The sequence below is a fragment of the Pseudomonas sp. NPDC088429 genome (assembly GCF_044753305.1).
Lineage (GTDB): Bacteria > Pseudomonadota > Gammaproteobacteria > Pseudomonadales > Pseudomonadaceae > Aquipseudomonas > Aquipseudomonas rustica.
In genome coordinates this window covers 15,770-36,116 of the sequence record NZ_JBIVMX010000059.1, presented here as the reverse complement: position 1 = coordinate 36,116, position 20,347 = coordinate 15,770, and the positions used below count along the sequence as shown (strand labels likewise).

General features: G+C 55.7%; 13 protein-coding genes. 9 read left to right on the top strand and 4 right to left on the bottom strand.

Annotation, left to right across the window (positions count from 1 at the left end; translation table 11 throughout):
- Positions 1-241 precede the first annotated feature (241 nt).
- On the bottom strand, positions 242-3,730 hold the full coding sequence (gene smc, locus ACIP66_RS22875; RefSeq protein WP_400651117.1) for a chromosome segregation protein SMC: 3,489 nt from the start codon (positions 3,728-3,730) through the stop codon (positions 242-244).
- A 2-nt stretch (positions 3,731-3,732) separates the two neighbouring features.
- Positions 3,733-4,392 carry a GntR family transcriptional regulator gene (locus ACIP66_RS22870; RefSeq protein WP_053118751.1) on the bottom strand — a complete coding sequence of 220 codons (660 nt, stop codon included), beginning with the start codon at positions 4,390-4,392 and terminating at the stop codon, positions 3,733-3,735.
- A gap of 290 nt (positions 4,393-4,682) precedes the next feature.
- On the opposite strand from ACIP66_RS22870, the gene xdhA reads away from it, so the two are divergent.
- The 4 genes from xdhA (at position 4,683) to guaD (ending at position 10,843) form a co-directional block, all read left to right on the top strand.
- Positions 4,683-6,137, top strand: coding sequence for a xanthine dehydrogenase small subunit (gene xdhA, locus ACIP66_RS22865; protein ID WP_400651114.1), 1,455 nt, complete (start codon positions 4,683-4,685; stop codon positions 6,135-6,137).
- The gene (gene xdhB / locus ACIP66_RS22860) at positions 6,130-8,529 is read left to right on the top strand and encodes a xanthine dehydrogenase molybdopterin binding subunit (RefSeq protein ID WP_400651111.1); all 2,400 of its coding nucleotides are present in this window, start codon (positions 6,130-6,132) and stop codon (positions 8,527-8,529) included. The genes xdhA and xdhB overlap by 8 nt, the downstream gene beginning before the upstream one ends.
- Positions 8,530-8,667: 138 nt before the next feature.
- Positions 8,668-9,525: a xanthine dehydrogenase accessory protein XdhC gene (xdhC, locus tag ACIP66_RS22855; RefSeq protein WP_400651108.1), complete on the top strand. Its 858-nt coding sequence runs from the start codon at positions 8,668-8,670 to the stop codon at positions 9,523-9,525.
- A 13-nt stretch (positions 9,526-9,538) separates the two neighbouring features.
- Positions 9,539-10,843: a guanine deaminase gene (gene guaD, locus ACIP66_RS22850; protein ID WP_400651105.1), complete on the top strand. Its 1,305-nt coding sequence runs from the start codon at positions 9,539-9,541 to the stop codon at positions 10,841-10,843.
- 157 nt (positions 10,844-11,000) lie between these two features.
- Here the strand turns inward: guaD and ACIP66_RS22845 are convergent, their stop codons facing one another.
- Positions 11,001-11,765 carry a GntR family transcriptional regulator gene (locus ACIP66_RS22845; protein ID WP_212544344.1) on the bottom strand — a complete coding sequence of 255 codons (765 nt, stop codon included), beginning with the start codon at positions 11,763-11,765 and terminating at the stop codon, positions 11,001-11,003.
- A gap of 336 nt (positions 11,766-12,101) precedes the next feature.
- Here ACIP66_RS22845 and ACIP66_RS22840 point away from each other — a divergent pair, with 336 nt between their 5' ends.
- Positions 12,102-13,292 carry a benzoate/H(+) symporter BenE family transporter gene (locus tag ACIP66_RS22840; protein WP_400651102.1) on the top strand — a complete coding sequence of 397 codons (1,191 nt, stop codon included), beginning with the start codon at positions 12,102-12,104 and terminating at the stop codon, positions 13,290-13,292.
- Positions 13,293-13,422: 130 nt separating this feature from the next.
- On the opposite strand, the gene ACIP66_RS22835 is transcribed toward ACIP66_RS22840, so the two are convergent.
- Positions 13,423-13,731 (bottom strand): 50S ribosome-binding protein YggL, encoded by a 309-nt coding sequence (locus ACIP66_RS22835; protein WP_400651120.1) that lies wholly within the window; start codon positions 13,729-13,731, stop codon positions 13,423-13,425.
- 49 nt (positions 13,732-13,780) lie between these two features.
- On the opposite strand from ACIP66_RS22835, the gene ACIP66_RS22830 reads away from it, so the two are divergent.
- From ACIP66_RS22830 to ACIP66_RS22815, 4 genes are read left to right on the top strand one after another with little or no spacing between them, the layout of a single operon-like run.
- On the top strand, positions 13,781-16,105 hold the full coding sequence (locus ACIP66_RS22830; protein WP_400651100.1) for a hypothetical protein: 2,325 nt from the start codon (positions 13,781-13,783) through the stop codon (positions 16,103-16,105).
- Positions 16,083-18,158: an integrase gene (locus tag ACIP66_RS22825; protein WP_400651097.1), complete on the top strand. Its 2,076-nt coding sequence runs from the start codon at positions 16,083-16,085 to the stop codon at positions 18,156-18,158. The genes ACIP66_RS22830 and ACIP66_RS22825 overlap by 23 nt, the downstream gene beginning before the upstream one ends.
- Before the next feature lie 8 nt (positions 18,159-18,166).
- Positions 18,167-18,781 carry a hypothetical protein gene (locus ACIP66_RS22820; protein ID WP_400651094.1) on the top strand — a complete coding sequence of 205 codons (615 nt, stop codon included), beginning with the start codon at positions 18,167-18,169 and terminating at the stop codon, positions 18,779-18,781.
- Positions 18,762-20,204 (top strand): site-specific integrase, encoded by a 1,443-nt coding sequence (locus tag ACIP66_RS22815; RefSeq protein ID WP_400651091.1) that lies wholly within the window; start codon positions 18,762-18,764, stop codon positions 20,202-20,204. Before ACIP66_RS22820 ends, ACIP66_RS22815 begins: the two co-directional genes overlap by 20 nt.
- The last annotated feature ends 143 nt before the right edge of the window (positions 20,205-20,347 follow it).

The window sequence follows — 20,347 nt, the reverse complement described above, 5'->3', positions numbered from 1 at the left end:
AAAAATGCTGAAAAATAAGGGGTTTACACTGTGCAAACCGCTTTAAAACGTGGCGCCAACTCTATGTTCTGACAGGCGTTTTGCCCACGTATACGAAAATTTGACATTAAACTAGCACGACCAAAGGCAACTTTACACCGTCTGTCGAAATCGCTGCGCAAATTGTGGGCTCGCTTCGCTCAGGCTTCGAGCCGTAAGCTTCTAGCTTGTAGCTCAAAGCTTGTCGCTCAAAGCTGCGCCGCTAGGCGTCCACCATCGCCATCGCCTCCTCGACATCCACCGCCACCAGTCGCGAACAACCCGGTTCATGCATCGTTACACCCATCAACTGCTCGGCCATTTCCATGGCGATTTTGTTGTGGGTGATATAGATGAACTGCACGGTCTGCGACATTTCTTTGACCAAGCGTGCGTAGCGTCCAACGTTAGCGTCATCCAGCGGCGCGTCAACCTCATCGAGCATGCAGAACGGCGCCGGGTTCAACTTGAAGATCGCAAAAACCAGTGCCAATGCGGTCAGGGCTTTTTCCCCGCCGGAGAGCAAATGGATGGTGCTGTTCTTCTTCCCTGGCGGCTGCGCCATGATCGTTACCCCTGTATCGAGTAGATCTTCGCCCGTCAGTTCCAAATACGCGCGCCCGCCACCGAAAACTTTTGGGAAAAGCGCCTGTAAACCGCCATTGATCTGATCAAAGGTATCTTTGAAGCGGTTACGGGTTTCCTTGTCGATCTTGCGGATAACGTTTTCCAGCGTCTCCAGTGCTTCGACCAGATCGGCGTCCTGCGCATCCAGATAACGTTTACGTTCAGACTGCTGCGTGTATTCGTCGATGGCCGCGAGGTTGATCGCGCCCAGGCGTTGAATCCGCGCATTGATGCGTTCGAGTTCTTCTTCGGCTTCGCGTTCACTGGCTTGCGCGGTTAATGTCGCAAGCACGCCGTTGAGATCGTAGCCGTCTTCGAGCAATTGATCCTGCAAGGCCTTGCGGCGCACGGTCAGGGCTTGCCATTCCATGCGCTGCTGTTCGAGCTGGCCACGAATCAATTGCGATTGTTGTTCAGCCTGAGTCCGGCGTTTTTCCGCGTCGCGCAATTCGCGGTCAGCGTCTTCCAGGGCGATCTGCGCGGTCTTGAGTTCTTCGTCGACGGTCATGCGCTTGTCGAGCAGCTCTTCGAGTTTCAGGCGCAGCTCTTCCAGCGGAGCCTCGCCCTCCTCCAGGTTCAGACTCAACTGTTCGCGTTTTTCAGTCAGGCGCTCGGACTGCATTTCCAGACGCTCGAGCGCCTGACGCGTGGAGTCATGCTGCGCGCGCAACGAGCCGAGACGCACGGCCAATTGATGCGCATGATCCTTGTGCTGCCGCGCTTCCTGACGCACGCGATCAAGGCGTTCGCGCAGGCTGTCGCGCTGGGCCAGCAGCAACTCGCGCTGCTCGGTGTCCAGCGCCATGGCATCCAGCGCTTCCTGCAAGTGCATGCGCGCTTCGCCGACTTGTTCGTGCTCAAGCTCGCGTTGTTCGCCGAGTTCGATCAGCTCTTCATCGAGACGGGTGCGACGCAGAGTCAGCTGTTCGGCCTTGGCTTTGCCGGCGGACAACTGAGCTTTCAGTTCGCCTTGCTGGCGCGCTTCGTCTTGCAGCAAACGACGCAAATGTTCGCGACCGTTTTCCTGCTGACGCTGTTGCGCACGCAGGGTTTGCAGACGGGTTTCCATGGCTTCGACGGTGGTTTCTTTCTCTTCGCGTTCGAGGTGCAGCGCTTCGATTTCCTGGCCACGGGCGAGCATGCCGCTCTCCGCTTCACTGGCCCGACGTACGCGAAGAAAATGCCGACCAACCCAATAACCGTCGCGACTGATCAAGCTCTCACCGGCACTCAACTGCCCGCGCAAGGCCAAGGCCTGCTCAAGGCTGTCGAACGGTTTGACTTGGCCAAGCCACGGCGACAGATCGATCTGCGCGTCGACTTTATCCAGCAAGCTGCCCGCCACTCGCACGCCATCGCTGGCCGGGCTGAGCAGGCGCAAATCGCCCTGAGTAAAACCGGACAAATCGAAGCCACTGAAGTCGTCGACCAGCACCGCTTGCAGATCGGCGCCGAGCACGGTTTCCACCGCCAGTTCCCAACCGGCCTCGACCTTCAAACCTTCAGCCAGACGCGGACGCTCGGCGAGGTTGTGTTCTTTCAGCCATTCGGCGGTGCCGGTGCCCGGATCAAGCGCCGCTTGCTGCAACGCCTCGAGGGAAGCGAGGCGACCATTGAGGCGCTGCAAATCGCCCTGCGCCTGTTGCTGCGCGGTCAGCGCTTGCTGCAATTCCTGGCGCAGTTGTTCGAGTTTTTCGACCTGCGCTTCTTCGCTGGTCTGCAAATCTTCGAGGGTCGCTTCGGACTCGGCGAGCTGCTCGTTGAGCTCCATGATCGCCGCGTCTTCAGGGTCGGCCGAGAGCAACGCGCGCTCTTCGCCGAGACGCTTTTGCCGATCGGCGAGGCGCTCCATGCTGGCTTCCAGCTGCTGGATGCGCGACTGCTGCACCTCAGCCTGACGGCGCGGTTCGGCGGCAGTCAGGTTGAAAGCGTCCCACTGCTCCTGCCAGCCGTGCATGACGCTTTCGGAATCTTCCAGCGCAGCGGCGGCTTCTTCGGCGGCCGCACTGGTGACTTCCTGCTCGGGCACAAGCATGTCCAGCTCTTCGCCGAGGGTCAGCAGCAGCGTGCGGTCGTGGCCCAGATGCGATTCGGTTTCAAGGCGGGCGCGCTCGGCTTCTTTCAGATCGTCCTGCAACTGACGCAGACGTTGCTGGCCGTGCTGGATGCTCTGCTCGACCCGGGCGATGTCACCGCCGACCGAATAGAAGCGCCCTTGCACCAGATTGAAGCGCTCGGACAGATCATGGTGACCGTCGCGCAAGCGTTCGATGGCCGCGTCAGCATTTCGCTGCTCAGCGACCAAGGCTTCGAAACTGATTTCCTGAGTGCCGATGATCGACTCGCGCTGACCGACCTGATCATTCAGATCCTGCCAGCGCAGGGCCGACAGTTGCGCCTTGAGCTGGCGCTCCTCTGCTTTGAATTCTTGGTACTTCTTCGCCGCTTCGGCCTGACGGTGCAGGCGTTCGAGTTGACGCTCGAGCTCATCGCGCAGGTCAGTCAGACGCGCGAGGTTTTCGTGGGTGCGCCGGATGCGGTTTTCGGTCTCGCGACGGCGCTCTTTATATTTCGAGATGCCGGCGGCTTCTTCAATAAAGTTACGCAGGTCTTCGGGCTTGGATTCGATCAGCTTGGAGATCATCCCCTGCTCGATGATCGAGTAGCTGCGCGGGCCGAGGCCGGTGCCGAGGAAGATATCGGTGATGTCGCGACGACGGCATTTGGTGCCGTTGAGGTAATACGTGGTCTGGCTGTCGCGGGTGACTTTGCGGCGAATGGAAATTTCCGCGTAGGCCGCGTATTCGCCCAGCAGCGTGCCGTCGGAGTTGTCGAAAACCAGCTCGATACTGGCCTGACTCACCGGCTTGCGGCTGGTCGAGCCGTTGAAGATGACGTCGGTCATCGACTCGCCACGCAGGTTTTTCGCTGAGCTTTCGCCCATCACCCAACGGACGGCGTCGATGATGTTCGACTTGCCGCAACCGTTCGGCCCGACCACCGCCGCCATGTTACTGGGGAAGTTCACCGTGGTCGGGTCGACGAAGGATTTGAATCCCGCGAGTTTGATGCACTTGAGCCGCACGCTTAAGCGCCCGTCAAGGCAGCAACCACCAGATCGCAGCTGCGCTGGCCGTAAGCCGTGAGCACGATGCGGATCTGCGGCAAATCACGGGCCAGCACGGCGGCCAGCAGGCGTTCGAACAGTTCGAGGAACTCGCTCATTTCCGCCTTGCGCTGTTCGAGGGCGAGGAAGTAGGCGCGGCTCATCGCCGGCTGCAGGTTCTCGACCGTTTCTTGCAGGTAAGGATTGTTGGCAAATGGATAGGCGGCGCGCATCACGCTGAAGCTGTCGTCGACGAAGCTGCGGATGTCCTGACGCTCGTAGCTGGCGGTCAGGCGCTGCTGGATCTGCACGAACGGCGCCATGTCCGACTGGACTTGCCAGCCATTGGCCACCGAGTTGCCGAGCAGGATGTACAGCTCGCTCATCAGCGTGCACAGGCTCTGCACCTTGTGCGGCGTCATTTCGGTGACGTGCGCACCACGGCGCGGCAGGATCGCGATCAGGTGGCGGCGTTCAAGGATCAGCAAGGCTTCACGAACGGAGCCGCGGCTGACATTGAGGGCCAACGTGACCTTTTGTTCCTGGATGCGCTCTCCCGGCTTCATTTCGCCACGAATGATGCGTTCGGCGAGGTGGTGAGCGATTTGCTCGGCGAGGCTGTCCGGCGCCTTGAACGTCATGGTTGTCCTTCAAACTCTATCGATCTGCACAAGCGGCGCAGTGTAGCGCAAATGCGGGCTCATGGCGGAGTGCCCACTTAGCGGTTTTTGGCACGATTCCCGCAGTTTTCTTTAGAAAACCAAACAAAAAACCAGGCTGACCAATGAAGGTCAATACTGAATAGACACGTTGTTGATCGACGAAATGGATTTTCCTGACCTTTAAGTCAGAAAACCATTGACCGAAAAGTCAGACCTGCTAAATTCGGCTCAAGTCGGTTAACAACAATAATGAGTCTGCGAGGCCTTCCGTGATCCAGTTTTTACTTAACCAGGAACTCCGTAGCGAGCACGCCCTGGACCCGAATCTGACCGTGCTCAATTACCTGCGTGAACACGTTGGTAAATCCGGCACTAAAGAAGGTTGCGCCAGCGGTGACTGCGGCGCCTGCACCGTAGTGGTCGGCGAGTTGCAAACGGATGACGATGGCCGCGAACACATTCGCTATCGCAGCCTCAACTCGTGCCTGACCTTTGTTTCGTCGCTGCACGGCAAACAATTGATCAGCGTCGAAGACCTCAAGCACAAAGGTGAACTGCACAGCGTGCAGAAAGCCATGGTCGAGTGCCACGGCTCACAGTGCGGTTTCTGCACCCCCGGTTTCGTCATGTCGCTGTTCGCCCTGCAAAAGAACAGCGATGCACCGGATCACGCCAAAGCCCACGAAGCGCTGGCCGGCAACCTCTGCCGCTGCACTGGCTACCGGCCGATTCTGGCGGCTGCCGAACAATCCTGCTGCGGCAAGCAACCGGATCAATTCGATGCCCGCGAAGCGGACACCATTGCCCGCCTGAAAGCTATCGCTCCGACCGATATCGGCGAACTGAACAGCGGCGACAAGCGCTGCCTGGTGCCGCTGACTGTCGCCGATCTGGCCGACCTTTATGACGCTTATCCACAAGCGCGGCTGCTCGCTGGTGGTACCGATCTGGCGCTGGAAGTCACCCAGTTCCACCGCACCCTGCCGGTGATGATCTACGTCGGCAACGTCGCGGAAATGAAGCGCATCGAAACCTTCGATGACCGCATCGAAATCGGCGCCGCGACCGCCCTCTCCGACTGCTACGAGGCATTGAACGCCGAGTACCCGGACTTCGGCGAACTGCTGCACCGCTTCGCTTCCCTGCAAATCCGCAACCAGGGCACCCTCGGCGGCAACATCGGCAACGCCTCGCCGATCGGTGACTCGCCGCCGCTGCTGATCGCTCTCGGCGCGCAGGTTGTGCTGTGCAAAGGCGAAACCCGTCGCACCCTGAACCTCGACGATTACTTCATCGATTACAAAGTCACGGCCCGTCAGGAAAGTGAGTTCATCGAGAAGATCATCGTGCCGCGCGCCAGCGCCGAGCAGTTGTTCCGCGCCTACAAAGTCTCCAAGCGTCTGGACGATGACATCTCCGCCGTCTGCGCCGCGTTCAACCTGCGCGTGGAAAACGGCGTGATCACCGATGCACGCATGGCGTTCGGCGGCATGGCCGCGATCCCGAAACGCGCAGCCAACTGTGAAGCCGCGCTAATCGGTGCGCCGTTCAACAACGCTGTGGTCGAACGTGCTTGCGCCGCACTGGCGGAAGATTTCACGCCGCTCTCGGACTTCCGCGCCAGCAAGGAATATCGCCTGCTCAGCGCGCAAAACCTGCTGCGTAAATACTTCATCGAACTGCAAACACCGCACATCGAGACTCGGGTGACCGCTTATGTCTAACCATCACGGCGTAGAGAAAACTCAAGCTGAACTGGCTGAATTGTTCGCCAAGGATCTGACCTCCGGTGTCGGCCGCAGCGTCAAACACGACAGCGCCGCCAAACACGTGTCCGGTGAAGCGCAGTACATCGATGACCGCTTGGAATTTCCCAACCAGTTGCACTTGTATGCACGCATGTCGGATCGCGCCCACGCGAAAATCATCAGCATCGACACTTCGCCGTGCTACGCCTTCGAAGGCGTGCGCATCGCCATCACCCACGAAGACGTGCCGGGCCTGAAAGACATCGGCCCGTTGATGCCGGGCGATCCGTTGCTGGCCATCGATGACGTGCAGTTCGTTGGTCAACCGGTGCTCGCCGTTGCGGCGAAAGATCTGGAAACCGCGCGCAAAGCCGCGATGGCCGCGATCATCGAATACGAAGACCTCGAACCTGTGCTCGACGTGGTTGAGGCCCTGCGCAAACGCCACTTCGTGCTCGACAGCCACACCCACCAGCGCGGCGACTCAGCCTCTGCGCTGGCAACCGCTGAACACCGCATTCAAGGCACGCTGCACATCGGCGGTCAGGAACACTTCTACCTGGAGACGCAAATCTCCTCGGTGATGCCGACCGAAGATGGCGGCATGATCGTTTACTGCTCGACGCAGAACCCGACCGAAGTACAAAAACTGGTCGCCGAAGTGCTCGACGTGTCGATGAACAAAATCGTCGTCGACATGCGCCGCATGGGCGGTGGTTTCGGTGGCAAGGAAACTCAGGCCGCCAGCCCGGCGTGCCTGTGCGCGGTGGTTGCGCATCTCACCGGTCAGCCGACCAAGATGCGCCTGCCGCGCGTTGAAGACATGCTGATGACCGGCAAGCGTCACCCGTTCTACGTCGAATACGACGTTGGCTTCGACAGCACCGGGCGCCTGCACGGGATCAACATGGATCTGGCCGGCAACTGCGGCTGCTCGCCGGACTTGTCCGCGTCGATCGTTGACCGTGCAATGTTCCACTCGGACAACTCGTACTACCTCGGCGACGCGACCATCAACGGTCACCGCTGCAAGACCAACACCGCGTCGAACACTGCTTACCGTGGTTTCGGTGGACCGCAAGGCATGGTCGCGATCGAAGAAGTGATGGACGCGATTGCCCGTCACTTGAACGTCGATCCGCTGTCGGTGCGCAAGGCCAACTACTACGGCAAGACCGAGCGCAACGTCACCCATTACTACCAGACCGTCGAGCACAACATGCTCGAGGAAATGACCGCCGAACTGGAAGAAAGCAGCCAGTATCACGAGCGTCGCGAAGCGATTCGTCGCTACAACGCCAACAGCCCGATCCTGAAAAAAGGCCTGGCGCTGACCCCGGTGAAATTCGGTATTTCGTTTACCGCGAGCTTCTTGAACCAGGCCGGCGCGCTGATCCACATCTACACCGACGGCAGCATCCACCTGAACCATGGCGGCACGGAAATGGGCCAAGGCCTGAACACCAAAGTCGCGCAGGTCGTGGCCGAAGTGTTCCAGGTGGAAATCGACCGTGTGCAGATCACCGCGACCAACACCGACAAGGTGCCGAACACCTCGCCGACCGCCGCCTCCAGCGGCGCTGACCTGAACGGTAAAGCGGCGCAGAACGCGGCAGAAATCATCAAGAAACGCTTGATCGAATTCGCTGCGCGTCACTTCAAAGTCACTGAAGAAGACGTTGAATTCCACAACGGCCATGTGCGTGTTCGTGACCACATCCTGACCTTTGAAGCGCTGATTCAGCAGGCGTATTTCAATCAGGTGTCGCTGTCGAGCACCGGCTTCTACAAGACCCCGAAAATCTACTACGACCGCAGCCAGGCCCGCGGCCGTCCGTTCTACTACTTCGCCTTCGGCGCGGCGTGCTGCGAAGTGATCGTCGACACTCTGACCGGCGAGTACAAGATGCTGCGCACCGACATTCTTCACGACGTCGGCGCCTCGTTGAACCCGTCCATCGACATCGGTCAGGTTGAGGGTGGCTTCATCCAGGGCATGGGCTGGCTGACCATGGAAGAGCTGGTCTGGAACAACAAAGGCAAGCTGATGACCAACGGCCCGGCCAGCTACAAGATCCCGGCCGTGGCGGACATGCCGCTGGATCTGCGCGTAAAACTGGTGGAAAACCGCAAGAACCCGGAAGACACGGTGTTCCATTCCAAGGCTGTCGGTGAACCACCGTTCATGCTCGGGATTGCTTCGTGGTGTGCGATCAAGGATGCCGTGGCGAGCCTCGGGGATTACAAGCATCAGCCGCAGATTGATGCGCCGGCGACGCCGGAGCGGGTGTTGTGGGGTTGTGAGCAGATGCGGCAGTTGAAGGCGGTGAAAGCCGTCGAAGCTGAAACCGAGTTGGCTCCGCTCTAGGACCGAGGCGCGGCCATTCGCGAGCAAGCTCGCTCCCACAGGGATTTGTGCTGACTGTTGGACTTGTACAAATCCAAATGTGGGAGCGAGCTTGCTCGCGAAGAGGCCCGAACAGACAACGAAGATGTCGAGGTGAACATGTACAACTGGATCGACGCCCTCGCCGACCTGCAGAACCAGGGCGAGTCCTGTGTGCTGGTGACGATCATCGAAGAACTCGGCTCGACGCCCCGCAACGCCGGCTCGAAAATGGTCATCAGCGCCAACCAGAGCTTCGACACCATCGGTGGCGGGCATCTGGAATACAAAGCCATGCAGATCGCCCGCGAGATGCTCGCCAGCGGTAAGCAGGACACCCATCTGGAGCGTTTCAGCCTCGGCGCGAGCCTTGGCCAGTGCTGCGGCGGCGCCACCGTGTTGCTGTTCGAACCGATGGGCCAGGTACAGGCGCAAATCGCCGTGTTCGGTGCCGGCCACGTTGGCCGCGCTTTGGTGCCACTGCTCGCCAGCCTGCCCTGCCGGGTGCGCTGGATCGATTCGCGTGATGCCGAATTCCCCGAACACATCCCCCACGGCGTGCGTAAAATCGTGTCCGAAGAGCCTGTGGATGAAATCGATGACCTGCCCGCCGGCAGTTATTGCATCGTCATGACCCACAACCATCAACTCGACCTTGAACTCACTGCCGCGATCCTCAAGCGCAACGACTTCGCTTACTTCGGCCTGATTGGCTCGAAGACCAAACGCGCGAAGTTCGAACACCGTCTGCGTGATCGCGGTTTCGACAGTGGCGTCGTGCAACGCATGCGCTGCCCGATGGGCATTGGCGAAGTCAAAGGCAAACTGCCTGTGGAAATCGCCATCTCCATCGCCGGCGAAATCATCGCCACCTATAACGCCAACTTCGGCCAGCAGACTGCCAGCGCCGAACCGATTGCCAAACTGCTGCCGGTTTCGCGGCGCAGTCAGGCCGCCAAACTCAAAGCCTCAAACTGATTAGAGAACCCTCATGCCTCTGACTCGCAAAGCCTACCGCGCCGCCATCCTGCACAGCATCGCCGACCCCGCCGAAGTCGGGATCGAAGCCTCCTACGAATATTTCGAGGATGGCCTGCTGGTGGTCGATGGCGGCAAGATCAGCGCCCTCGGCCACGCCAGTGATTTGCTGCCGACCCTGCCGGCAGACATCGAAATCACCCAATATCAGGACGCCCTGATCACCCCGGGCTTCATCGACACGCACATTCACTTGCCACAAACCGGCATGGTCGGTGCCTACGGCGAACAACTGCTCGACTGGCTGAACACCTATACCTTCCCGTGCGAAAGCCAGTTCGGCGACAAATCCCACGCTGATGACGTCGCCGACATCTTCATCAAGGAACTGCTGCGCAACGGCACCACCACCGCACTGGTATTCGGTAGCGTGCATCCGCAGTCGGTGAATTCGTTCTTTGAAAAGGCCGAGCAGCTCGATCTGCGCATGATCGCCGGCAAGGTGATGATGGATCGCAACGCGCCGGATTATCTGACCGATACCGCCGAATCCAGCTACGTCGAAAGCAAGGCGCTGATCGAGCGCTGGCACGGCAAGGGTCGTCTGCACTATGCCGTCACTCCGCGTTTCGCACCGACCAGCACCCCGGAGCAACTGACCCTCGCCGGGCAACTGCTGACTGAATACCCGGATCTGTACATGCAGACCCACATCAGCGAGAACCTCAAGGAAATCGAGTGGGTCAAGGAGCTGTTCCCGGAGCGCAAGGGCTACCTCGACGTTTACGACCATTACAAATTGCTTGGCGAGCGCTCGGTGTTCGCCCACGGCGTACACCTGTGCGACGACGAATGCGCGCGTCTGGCGGAAACCGGCTCGGCGATCTCGTTCTGCCCGACCTCGAACTTCTTCTTGGGTAGCGGACTGTTCAATCTACCGATGGCCGAGAAGCACAAACTCAACGTCGGTTTGGGCACTGACGTCGGCGGCGGCACCAGTTTCTCGCTGCTGCAAACGTTGAACGAAGCGTACAAAGTGATGCAGCTGCAAGGGGCGCGACTGAGCCCGTTCAAGTCGCTGTATCTGGCGACGCTGGGTGGCGCACGCGCCCTGCGTCTGGAAGACAAGATCGGCAACCTGCAACCGGGTTCCGACGCTGACTTCCTGGTGCTGGACTACAACGCGACGCCGCTGCTGAGCTATCGCTTGAAGCAGGCCAACAACATTGCCGAGTCGTTGTTTGTGTTGATGACGCTGGGTGATGACCGCACGGTGCAGCAGACGTATGCGGCGGGGTCTTTGGTGCATCAGCGCTAAGCTTTTTTCCAGGCATAAAAAATCCCCCGGCGGTGTACACCCCGGGGGATTTTTATTGCCTGTCAGATCGTCTTCGCGAGCAAGCCCGCTCCCACAGGGGGAATGCATTTCAAATGTGGGAGCGGGCTTGCTCGCGAAGGCCGCGACTCGGTATCACTTAGAGCTTGGCGCTCGAGCGCCCAGGCTTCTTGGTCTGCAACAAATGCGAGAACACCGCATGCAAATCATCCGACGCGCTTTCTTCGTCGAGGTTGAGCTTGCTGTCGATGTGATCCATGTGATGCATCATCAAACGCACCGCCAGATCGCCGTCGCGCTTTTCAATCGCGTCGATCAACTGGGTGTGTTCGTCGTAGGAACAGTGCGAACGGTTGCCGCTTTCATACTGGGCAATGATCAGCGACGTCTGCGACACCAGGCTGCGCTGGAAGCTGATCAACGGCGCGTTCATCGCCGCTTCCGCCAGTTTCAGGTGGAATTCGCCCGACAGACGAATACCGGCGCCGCGATCACCGCGCGAGAAGCTGTCGCGCTCATCGTTGACCATCTGCCGCAGCTCGGCGATCTGCTCGGCGGTGGCGTGTTGCACCGCCAGCTCAGTGATCGCGCGCTCGACCAGGCGACGGGCAAGGAACACCTGCCGCGCTTCTTCAACGCTCGGGCTGGCGACGACGGCGCCACGATTCGGCCGCAACAGCACCACGCCTTCATGGGCCAGACGCGACAGCGCGCGGCGAATGATGGTGCGGCTGACCCCAAAGATTTCCCCCAGCGCTTCTTCGCTCAACTTGGTGCCGGGCGCCAGACGCTGTTCGAGGATGGCCTCGAAGATATGCGCGTAGACAATATCGTCCTGGGTTCCGCTGCGGCCGGCTTTGCCTGCTCGCGGTTGTTTCTTGAGGGGTTGCAACTGTTCGTTCATGGGCACTCGAGTCGGGAGAACTGCGGCGAATAGACCGTGACTGTAATACGGCACAGTAGGTCGCTGGCAAGTATCGCGTAAAAAACACCGCGATTGTACACAATGGATGGTGGCAACACGACTGTACGGCTGTTTGTGAGTTCGGCTGTATTGCAACGATCCGTTACGATTGAGTTTAGGCTTGATCCCGAAATCCGCCGCCCGTCTCTATCTCAATGTAGGAGCTGCCGAAGGCTGCGATCTTTTGATTTTAATTTTCTAGAAGAAAGATCAAAAGATCGCAGCCTTCGGCAGCTCCTACAGGGGAATATCATCTGTAGAAGGAACACCGCCGTCATGAACGACGCCACGCACACTCAGCTCCGCCCTCTGGCCGACACGTCACCATCAGCGATCGTCGCCGGTTTCATCGCGATGATGACCGGTTACACCAGTTCCCTGGTGTTGATGTTCCAGGCCGGGCAAGCGGCGGGCCTGACCAGCGGGCAGATTTCTTCGTGGATCTGGGCGATTTCGATCGGCATGGCAGTGTGTTCGATCGGCCTGTCGCTGCGCTATCGCACGCCAATCACCATAGCCTGGTCGACGCCCGGCGCGGCACTGCTGATCACCAGTCTGGGTGGCGTCAGTTACGGCGAAGCCATTGGCGCCTACATCACTTGCGCGGTGCTGGTGATCATTTGCGGGCTGACCGGCAGCTTCGAACGGCTGGTGAAAAAGATCCCGGCATCCCTGGCGGCGGCGTTGTTGGCGGGGATTCTGTTCAAGATCGGCAGCGAAATCTTCGTCGCCGCGCAGCACCGCACAGGTTTGGTGCTGGGGATGTTCTTCACCTATTTAGTGGTCAAGCGCCTGTCGCCACGTTATGCGGTGCTCGCTGCGCTGCTGATTGGCACCGCATTGTCGGGCTTCATGGGATTGCTGGATTTCAGCGGTTTTCATCTGGAAGTGGCGACGCCCGTGTGGACGACGCCGCATTTCTCGCTGGCGGCGACCATCAGCATCGGCATCCCGCTGTTCGTCGTGGCGATGACCTCGCAGAACATGCCCGGCATCGCCGTTTTACGCGCCGATGGCTACACCGTCCCCGCCTCGCCACTGATCACCACCACCGGCATCGCCTCGCTGTTGCTGGCACCGTTTGGCTCCCACGGCATCAACCTCGCGGCGATCAGCGCGGCGATTTGCACCGGGCCGCACGCCCATGAAGATCGCAACAAGCGCTACACGGCAGCGGTGTGGTGCGGGATTTTCTACGGGATTGCCGGGGTGTTCGGCGCGACATTGGCGGCCTTGTTTGCAGCGTTGCCGAAAGAATTGGTGTTGTCGATTGCCGCGCTGGCGCTGTTCGGCTCGATCATCAATGGCTTGAGCATTGCCATGACCGAGGTGAAGGAGCGGGAAGCGGCGCTGATTACCTTTATGGTCACGGCGTCGGGGTTGACGCTGTTTTCCATTGGGTCGGCGTTCTGGGGGATTGTTGCGGGGGTTTTGACGCTGCTGATTTTGAATTGGCGCAAGGCCTAAAAGATCGCAGCCTTCGGCAGCTCCTACAGGAGATCGCGCTCCCCTGTAGGAGCTGTCGAGTGAAACGAGGCTGCGATCTTTTGATCCACCAAAAAAAACGGCGACCCTCAGGTCGCCGTTTTTGTCAGTATCACTTAGCCGCGTTGATCGGCTTTTCCGGATACCAAACGTCCAGCAACGGGCTGACTTCATACTTGGTCAGCTCGGAGCGGGTTTTCAGCCAGGCTTCAACGGCAGCGCGCTGCTCTTCGTTGACCGAGCCACGCTTCTGCAGGCATACCAGACCGAAGTCGTCGCCGCCAACATAACCCAGACCGTTGGCTTCCATGGCTTCTTTGATGAATGCTTCGAGGAAAGCGTCAATGGCTTCTTCGGACAAGTCTTCTTTGAAGTCCAGGTTCAGTTCGAAACCCAGCTCTTTGCTTTGACTATTTAGCAGCCGATGTCATTATCGGTGAAACCGCTTAGAATCAGGCATTCAAGACAAAATGATCAATCCAAAAAAAATGACAGTTGTCAAAAATACCTTCGCCATCCTCTATCATCCACTTACCGCGATTGACCAAGAGGTCGGGGATCTGATTCTTCAGGCCGGCGAGTCTTACCGGACTGCGAAAAAAATCAAAAGCTCTGCGGTTAGACCCGCGCTTCAGCTACTCGAAGCATATTGCGACATCACTGGTGTGCGAATCACAATGGAGACGCTCAGAAGTCCCGCGATCGGGGAAATTCTGGAATCCTACACAGCCGTCTTGGCTGGCAATGAGTTACTTGACTTGCCAAATAAAGAGTCAGTGAAGCTCTGTCGCCGCCTCTATCAGATCCTGGCCACAGCCAAACTCGCACACCCTGACATTCATACCGTTAGTTGGGACTTCGATCTATTCAAACCTGATGAATCCAAGTGCGCGAAAGTGGCATCGGCGGATGATTTCAAGAGATGGTATTGGGAAGGCTGGATGATTCGTGGGAAGGACGGTAAGAGCACGCACTTGAGATTAGCTCCTCTCGTAAAAAGTTATGGAAGAGCTTTCGTCGAGAGGGTGTATGTCCAGCTTAAAAAATACTACCGTGGTCGAGAAAAAGATTATCGTCTCGAATGGGGATTTATGTTCGATTACCTCCACGAAAATCAAGCCAAGTGGCCGATGCAGACATTTAAAACTGAACAAGGGGTGAAGCGATTCATGCACGCTTTCACCCTTGCTCACTTTAATAGAGCTAAGGAAGCCGGCTACGACAGCATTTATAAGATCAAATCGTGGAATAAGTTCATCAGTGCTGTTGAATCCTGTCTGTGTAAAACGGGTGTATGGGCAAACCTCACCTCTCCGATCCGGCGTCCCCCTACGGCTACCAAACACGGTTCGGAGACGAGATTGTGCGAGAAGGACGGCCTGCTTATACAGGAAAAACTACTCACGAGTATCCCATTGCACGTAACCGATGCCGAGGCGATCGACGTGTTGTTCTTTCACATCAGAAACGATCTCGCGACCGTCCGTAACTGGGCTAACAAGCAGGCAGCGGATCTGAAATCCCGCTACGATCGCCGAATTTTGCTCGCTCAGAAAGGTACTCCGATCGTCGAGCACACAGGCCGTGGCATGTTTAAGCGGTACACGTTGGCGGACATCTGTTCGACCTTGGAAGATATAGATTCCTCGGTACCACATAAATTTCTTTGCAAGGTTCACAAGCATATAACAGGTGAAAACTGCAGCGCCACACAACTCGCAAGTACTTACGGCTTCCCATTGGCAGGTTGTCTTTATCCCTTGAAGTGCCTTCTCGTGCTTGAACATCCCGAGATAACGGCAGACTTTATCAATGGGTTCAAACTCTATAATCAGGCAGGGCAACTGACAGGGTTTGATGAGGAGAAACGGCTGCTCATTGGCTACAAAGAACGTAAACAATCGGAGGTTCGGGAACAGATCATTGAACTTAACGACACCTCATTTGCTGTTGTTAAAGACATCATTGAGATTACCAGCCTTGGTCGGCGCAAACTCAAAGGCCAAGGCAATGACGTTTGGCGCCAACTGTTTGTGAATTCAGCTAGGGGCACAACAGTCTTTGGGCCAGACATCACGCCTCGATGGACTGATAATGGCTTTGCTAATGACAGTGGCCTGAGAGAGGAACTAATCGCCCAGTTCACGCCACACAGCGATCTGCCTGAGAAGCAACTGGTGGGCTTTATCCAACGGGTGCGACTGGGACGTATTAGAGCATCTGCGGCTGTCGCAGTTTTCATGAAGAGTAAAAGCTCCGAGGCAATGTCTAAAGCTCTAGGCCATCAACACTATTACCCAGATTTGCTCAGCCATTACCTCCCGGACGCCCTATTAGCTTTCATCAAGGCACGATGGATCAGGATTTTCCAGAAAGCGCTGGTGTGCGAAGCCATGAAAGACAGCCCTCACCTGCTTCAGGTTACTAAGTTTAATAGTATGGACGAGCTGGATACCTTTCTGGATAACCACCGGATCCAAGAGATCCCATCCCAAGCTTCTGATCCTGAGCGGAAGGAGCAGCGGAAAACAACGAAAACCAGCGAGGCCGTACTTTCTATTGGGGTGCCTTTCCTCGCCTCGCTGCTCTCACTTGAAGCAGCAGTCGCGGCATCCAGCAATCGAACTCGGGTTTGCGGCAAAGCAGAGTACTGGGCATCGTTTGCAGAGAAAATCAAAGCCGAGATCTCCGGTGGGTATAACCGGCTGCTGAAGAAACACTTGGACACTGCTTTGAAATTGGTCGATTCAAAGAAGATGGAGGCGCTGATCTATGTCCCTTCTCACTGGGCGTGAATCCGGATATGAGTTTCTTGAAGACTTTAAGTTGGTCGAAGCAGCGCCCCACACAACTGCGCCTTGGCTGCTCAACGAATTCAATGAAAATATTTGGGTAATCCAGACTACACAGAAGATCCCCTACGAACTCCATTGGGGAGTCAGTCTATGGGACGGAAGCATGCTGACTGACGACAAAAATGAGATCTTGTTACGCTCGCTTAAGCATCTGCTCATCATCGGTACAAATGGAGTGAATGAGGAGTTTGCTATGCTCGCGCCTGTATCGCAATACATGCGCTTGGCCTGCTCATCGAGACTCATTGACTACCTGTTAATAAATGCTCAAAGCTACGATCTTTGCCGATTCGGCCTTGGCGCATTAGACGCGGATAACTTGAAGGGAATACTAAACCACCTAGCCGCTTATGCATGGTCTGAAGACTCCATTTATGCGTGGCATGAGCGTGTAACCGCGTTTTGCAAGCTTCAACTAAGCACTCTCAGCGATTCCGAGGCAGAGAAAATTTTTGCCAAATATCCGAGCATGCTGGAGATTAGTGATGACGTATGTGAGGATATCAAGCTCGATATTGCCGCATCTGAAATCCCGAGGATTCGTGCGGCAATGATGAAAGCTAATTTGTATTACGGTAATAACGATGGCTACAAGATCAGCACTAAAGCACTTTCTGAACGTCTTTACCCAGACACACTACGAGGACGGCAGACTGCAAAATCAGCATTGGTGATGCTGAGCTTCTTTCCAAACGAACAAAGCTACAAACGAGAATATCCTTCGGTCAGTGTTACCACGGGCGAATCCGAGATTCTCCAAGATACATTATACTTTTACTATCGCTACACTCTAGTGAATAGTGCATCGCTCAGTACGTTGGGTCTACCTGCCCCCTCTGATACGGATACGATCAAAGAACATGTTCCAACACTTAACCAATCATCCCGTTTCAGAAGCGTGCCCTCTGGAAACTTATTGAAACTGTTCCGCCGCAGCATGGAGTTCCATCTCGAGCATGGAAGGAAGATTCTAAATGGCTTCGTCAGAGTCGCGACCTATTGCCACGCCCGAAACATTTCAATGACCCGACTGCCTCAGGCCGAACTCCTAAAAATAATTGGCCCAGAACTTGCGAATTTCGGTGTCAAAAAACTAGGTCTTTCCAGCCACCGCAAAACCTTGACGAGATCCCGCCGAAAAGGAAGCCGAGAACAGTATTTCCAACAGTTGCGTGCAAACTACGGGTTACTAGAATTAGTGTACGTCTACCTAGGCAGCGTCCAACTGACCGTTGGGATGATAATGGCACGGCGCGTTGATGAATTGATCACTCTGGAAGCTAAAAAATGTTTAGACATAACCAAGTCGTGGCTCATCTTCAAGTTGGCCAAGTCCACTCGTAGGGCCTTAGGTATTCGACAGCGCCAATCTCGCCCAATCGACGCCGTCGCCGTCGAAATGATTGAGGAACTTCGTCGCCTCCAAAAGCTGCTCAAGCGTCTCGGGGTTATCGACGATCTATCCGACCTTTTTGCCACTCCGCCCTCTATGGGGCATAAAGTGCTGCAGGATTGCTCACTGCATCTTTACAACCGACACTTGGACTTCGCTTGTGATTATTTTGAAAGTGATGTCACAACGGAGGGTGAGCGCTACTACGTTCGTCAACACCAGTTGCGGCGCTTTTTCGCCATCATGTTTTTCTACACTAACAGTTTTGGCGATCTGGATACACTGCGCTGGATGCTTGGCCATCGCGACGTCGAACACATCTGGCACTACCTGACCGAGTGCTTGGAGCCTAAAGATCTCCGGGGAGCGGGCGCTCGCTATTTCGCTGACTTAGCCAAGCACGACCGGTTGGAAAATTACCAAAACTTACAAGATCTGCTGTATGCGGAGTTTGGTACTACGAAATTTGCGCTTGTTGATGAACAGAAAATTGAAGATTACCTCGCGGCGATGCTGGAAGAAGGGAAAGCAAGGATCGAACCAAAATTCTTCAAAGATGAAAATGGAAAATCCATGCAAATCCTTTTCATTGTTAGCTGAGAATAAAAATGAGCACACTGTCCAAGCGCGAAGTAATTGATCACTCCATCGAAAGCATTTTTTGTTTGTTGATCGATATAGAATACTCACCAGGAACCTATGCAAAAAACAAACAGGTTCTGGATGCACTGAAGAGCCAAGGCAGCCTATGCTCTTTAGAAATGAGGTTCTCTATACGAGATGAAAATTTCGTGATCAGGCCTATCAGCCTCAACACCTTGAAAAAAAGACTCACAGGGCTCGAGGTCGATCGAAACTTTCAACATCTGGATAAACTACGGGTAAATGCGCAGGAAGCGATACGCAAGTTCAATGAGGAGCTAGCCACCCCGAAGAAGCGGACACGATCCGCATTGGAGATTCAGGTCGAAGAGTTGAAGGCCTCTATTTCCTCGTTACAAGCCGTGAACATGGTACTTATACAAGCGCTAGAAATTAATCGCAGGGATTTAATCACAATCGCTGACACCACCAATATGGGATTGCGGCAAAAGAGAGTCAACGATGCCATCAACAGGATCATCAAGATATTGGGATTGAACCCTGCGCCTTTTGATGACGTGGCTATTTTATCCACTAAAAAGCACTTAAAGTTGGTACCCCATGATCAAGCGATTCGTTGAGTACCCCGAAGCAGCTCAATTATTTACTCCAATTCCAAAGCTGCGACTTTATAACTACTTATCGCAGGATAAGATGCACACGATTGATGGCAGCAACATGCCCTTCATGATATGGCCAGATGGCTCGCCTTGTCTTCAAGCCAACGCCTACATGATCAAGACGCGTATGCAGCCTGGTCGTGGTGGTAATGGCCCATCAAGAGTGGGCACCAAAGGGGGTACCTTTGGCGAATACGCCGGTCAAATTAGCCACCTGATTAGATTTTGCTATTACAACAATCTAAGCTTTATAGCCCTTTCTGACGACGACTTCTGCGACTTCATCGATGGACTTCGCAAAGAAACTAAGCCCAACAATCAAAGTCAACTCAAAAGAACGGAGCGTAGGATTACGAATATTGGCAGAAGGTGCTTGAACTTTCTTGCCCATGTTGGAGAGATGAACAGGGTGCAAAATTTCGTTGGGATAGGTGGAACTATTTCGATTGTAATGGTGGACTCAGTCTTCTACCGAAATGGAAGAGCCTTCAAGCGCTCCAGCGTTCACCACAGGTCGTTCAGAACAGCCAATGCCAAGAAAACCCGCCGACCTATTGGTGAAGCTACTATCGCCAAATTGCGTAACGCTATCGATGAGATATCTTCGTCGGAATTTTTAAGTAATCGCCGGCACTTGATGATTTCATTATTTGAGGAACTAGGCGCCCGACGAGCCGAGATTCAAGCAATTAACGTTGCCCAAATACTTGCTGCCTCAAAAGTCAAAAAGCCTATCATCCCTATCACCACATTAAAACGAGGTGGGATGGGCTTAACGCGAGAGCTTGAACTCAGCCCCGTCCTAATTGACGACCTCATAAACTACATTCGCGGCGACCGCCGTATCATTATGAAGCAATTCAAAGGCGTCCCAGATCACGGTTTTCTGTTTGTCACCGAGCGAGGCGGCCGACCCCTTGGGATAGATACCTTCACAACCGAATTTTCGTTGATCCGACGCGCCGCAGGAGTTGAAGAGCAGGCATGTGCGCACCTCTTCAGGCACGCTTTCTGTACTAACATTGTTGCTAAGCTCATTGCTGAAACACAGGCATTGAGCCCCGACTCGTTTAGACAGACTTTGATGACCAACAAGATGCTGGCCGAGCGGGCAATGTCCATGAGCGGCCATGCCACACTGGAGAGCTTACTTGACTACGTAGACAACGCATTCAAGGCCAAATCCAAGTACGAACAGGTCATTCATAACGTTGAAGTCGCCAGGACTTACGAAGCGTATGAAATGCGAAGGAAGCGGCTTCTGGAAGATTTCAAAAAAGGAAAAATCAGCAAAGAAAAATACATTGAACGCGAAGAGGCTTTGACGGCAACTATGGATCGAGACCTAAAGCCATCGCTAACTGCCCGCCCTCCTGCTCAATGAACTCAACTCAATCACCTTCCCTCAGCGTGAACCAATCCTGCACTCCAGCAGGGATTGTGATTTGGCCCTTAGTTAACCGTTGCGGTAGCTCTGTTCGAGCGATTCAGCACCTTGCGATTCTTGATGCAATTGAGCGCCAAGAT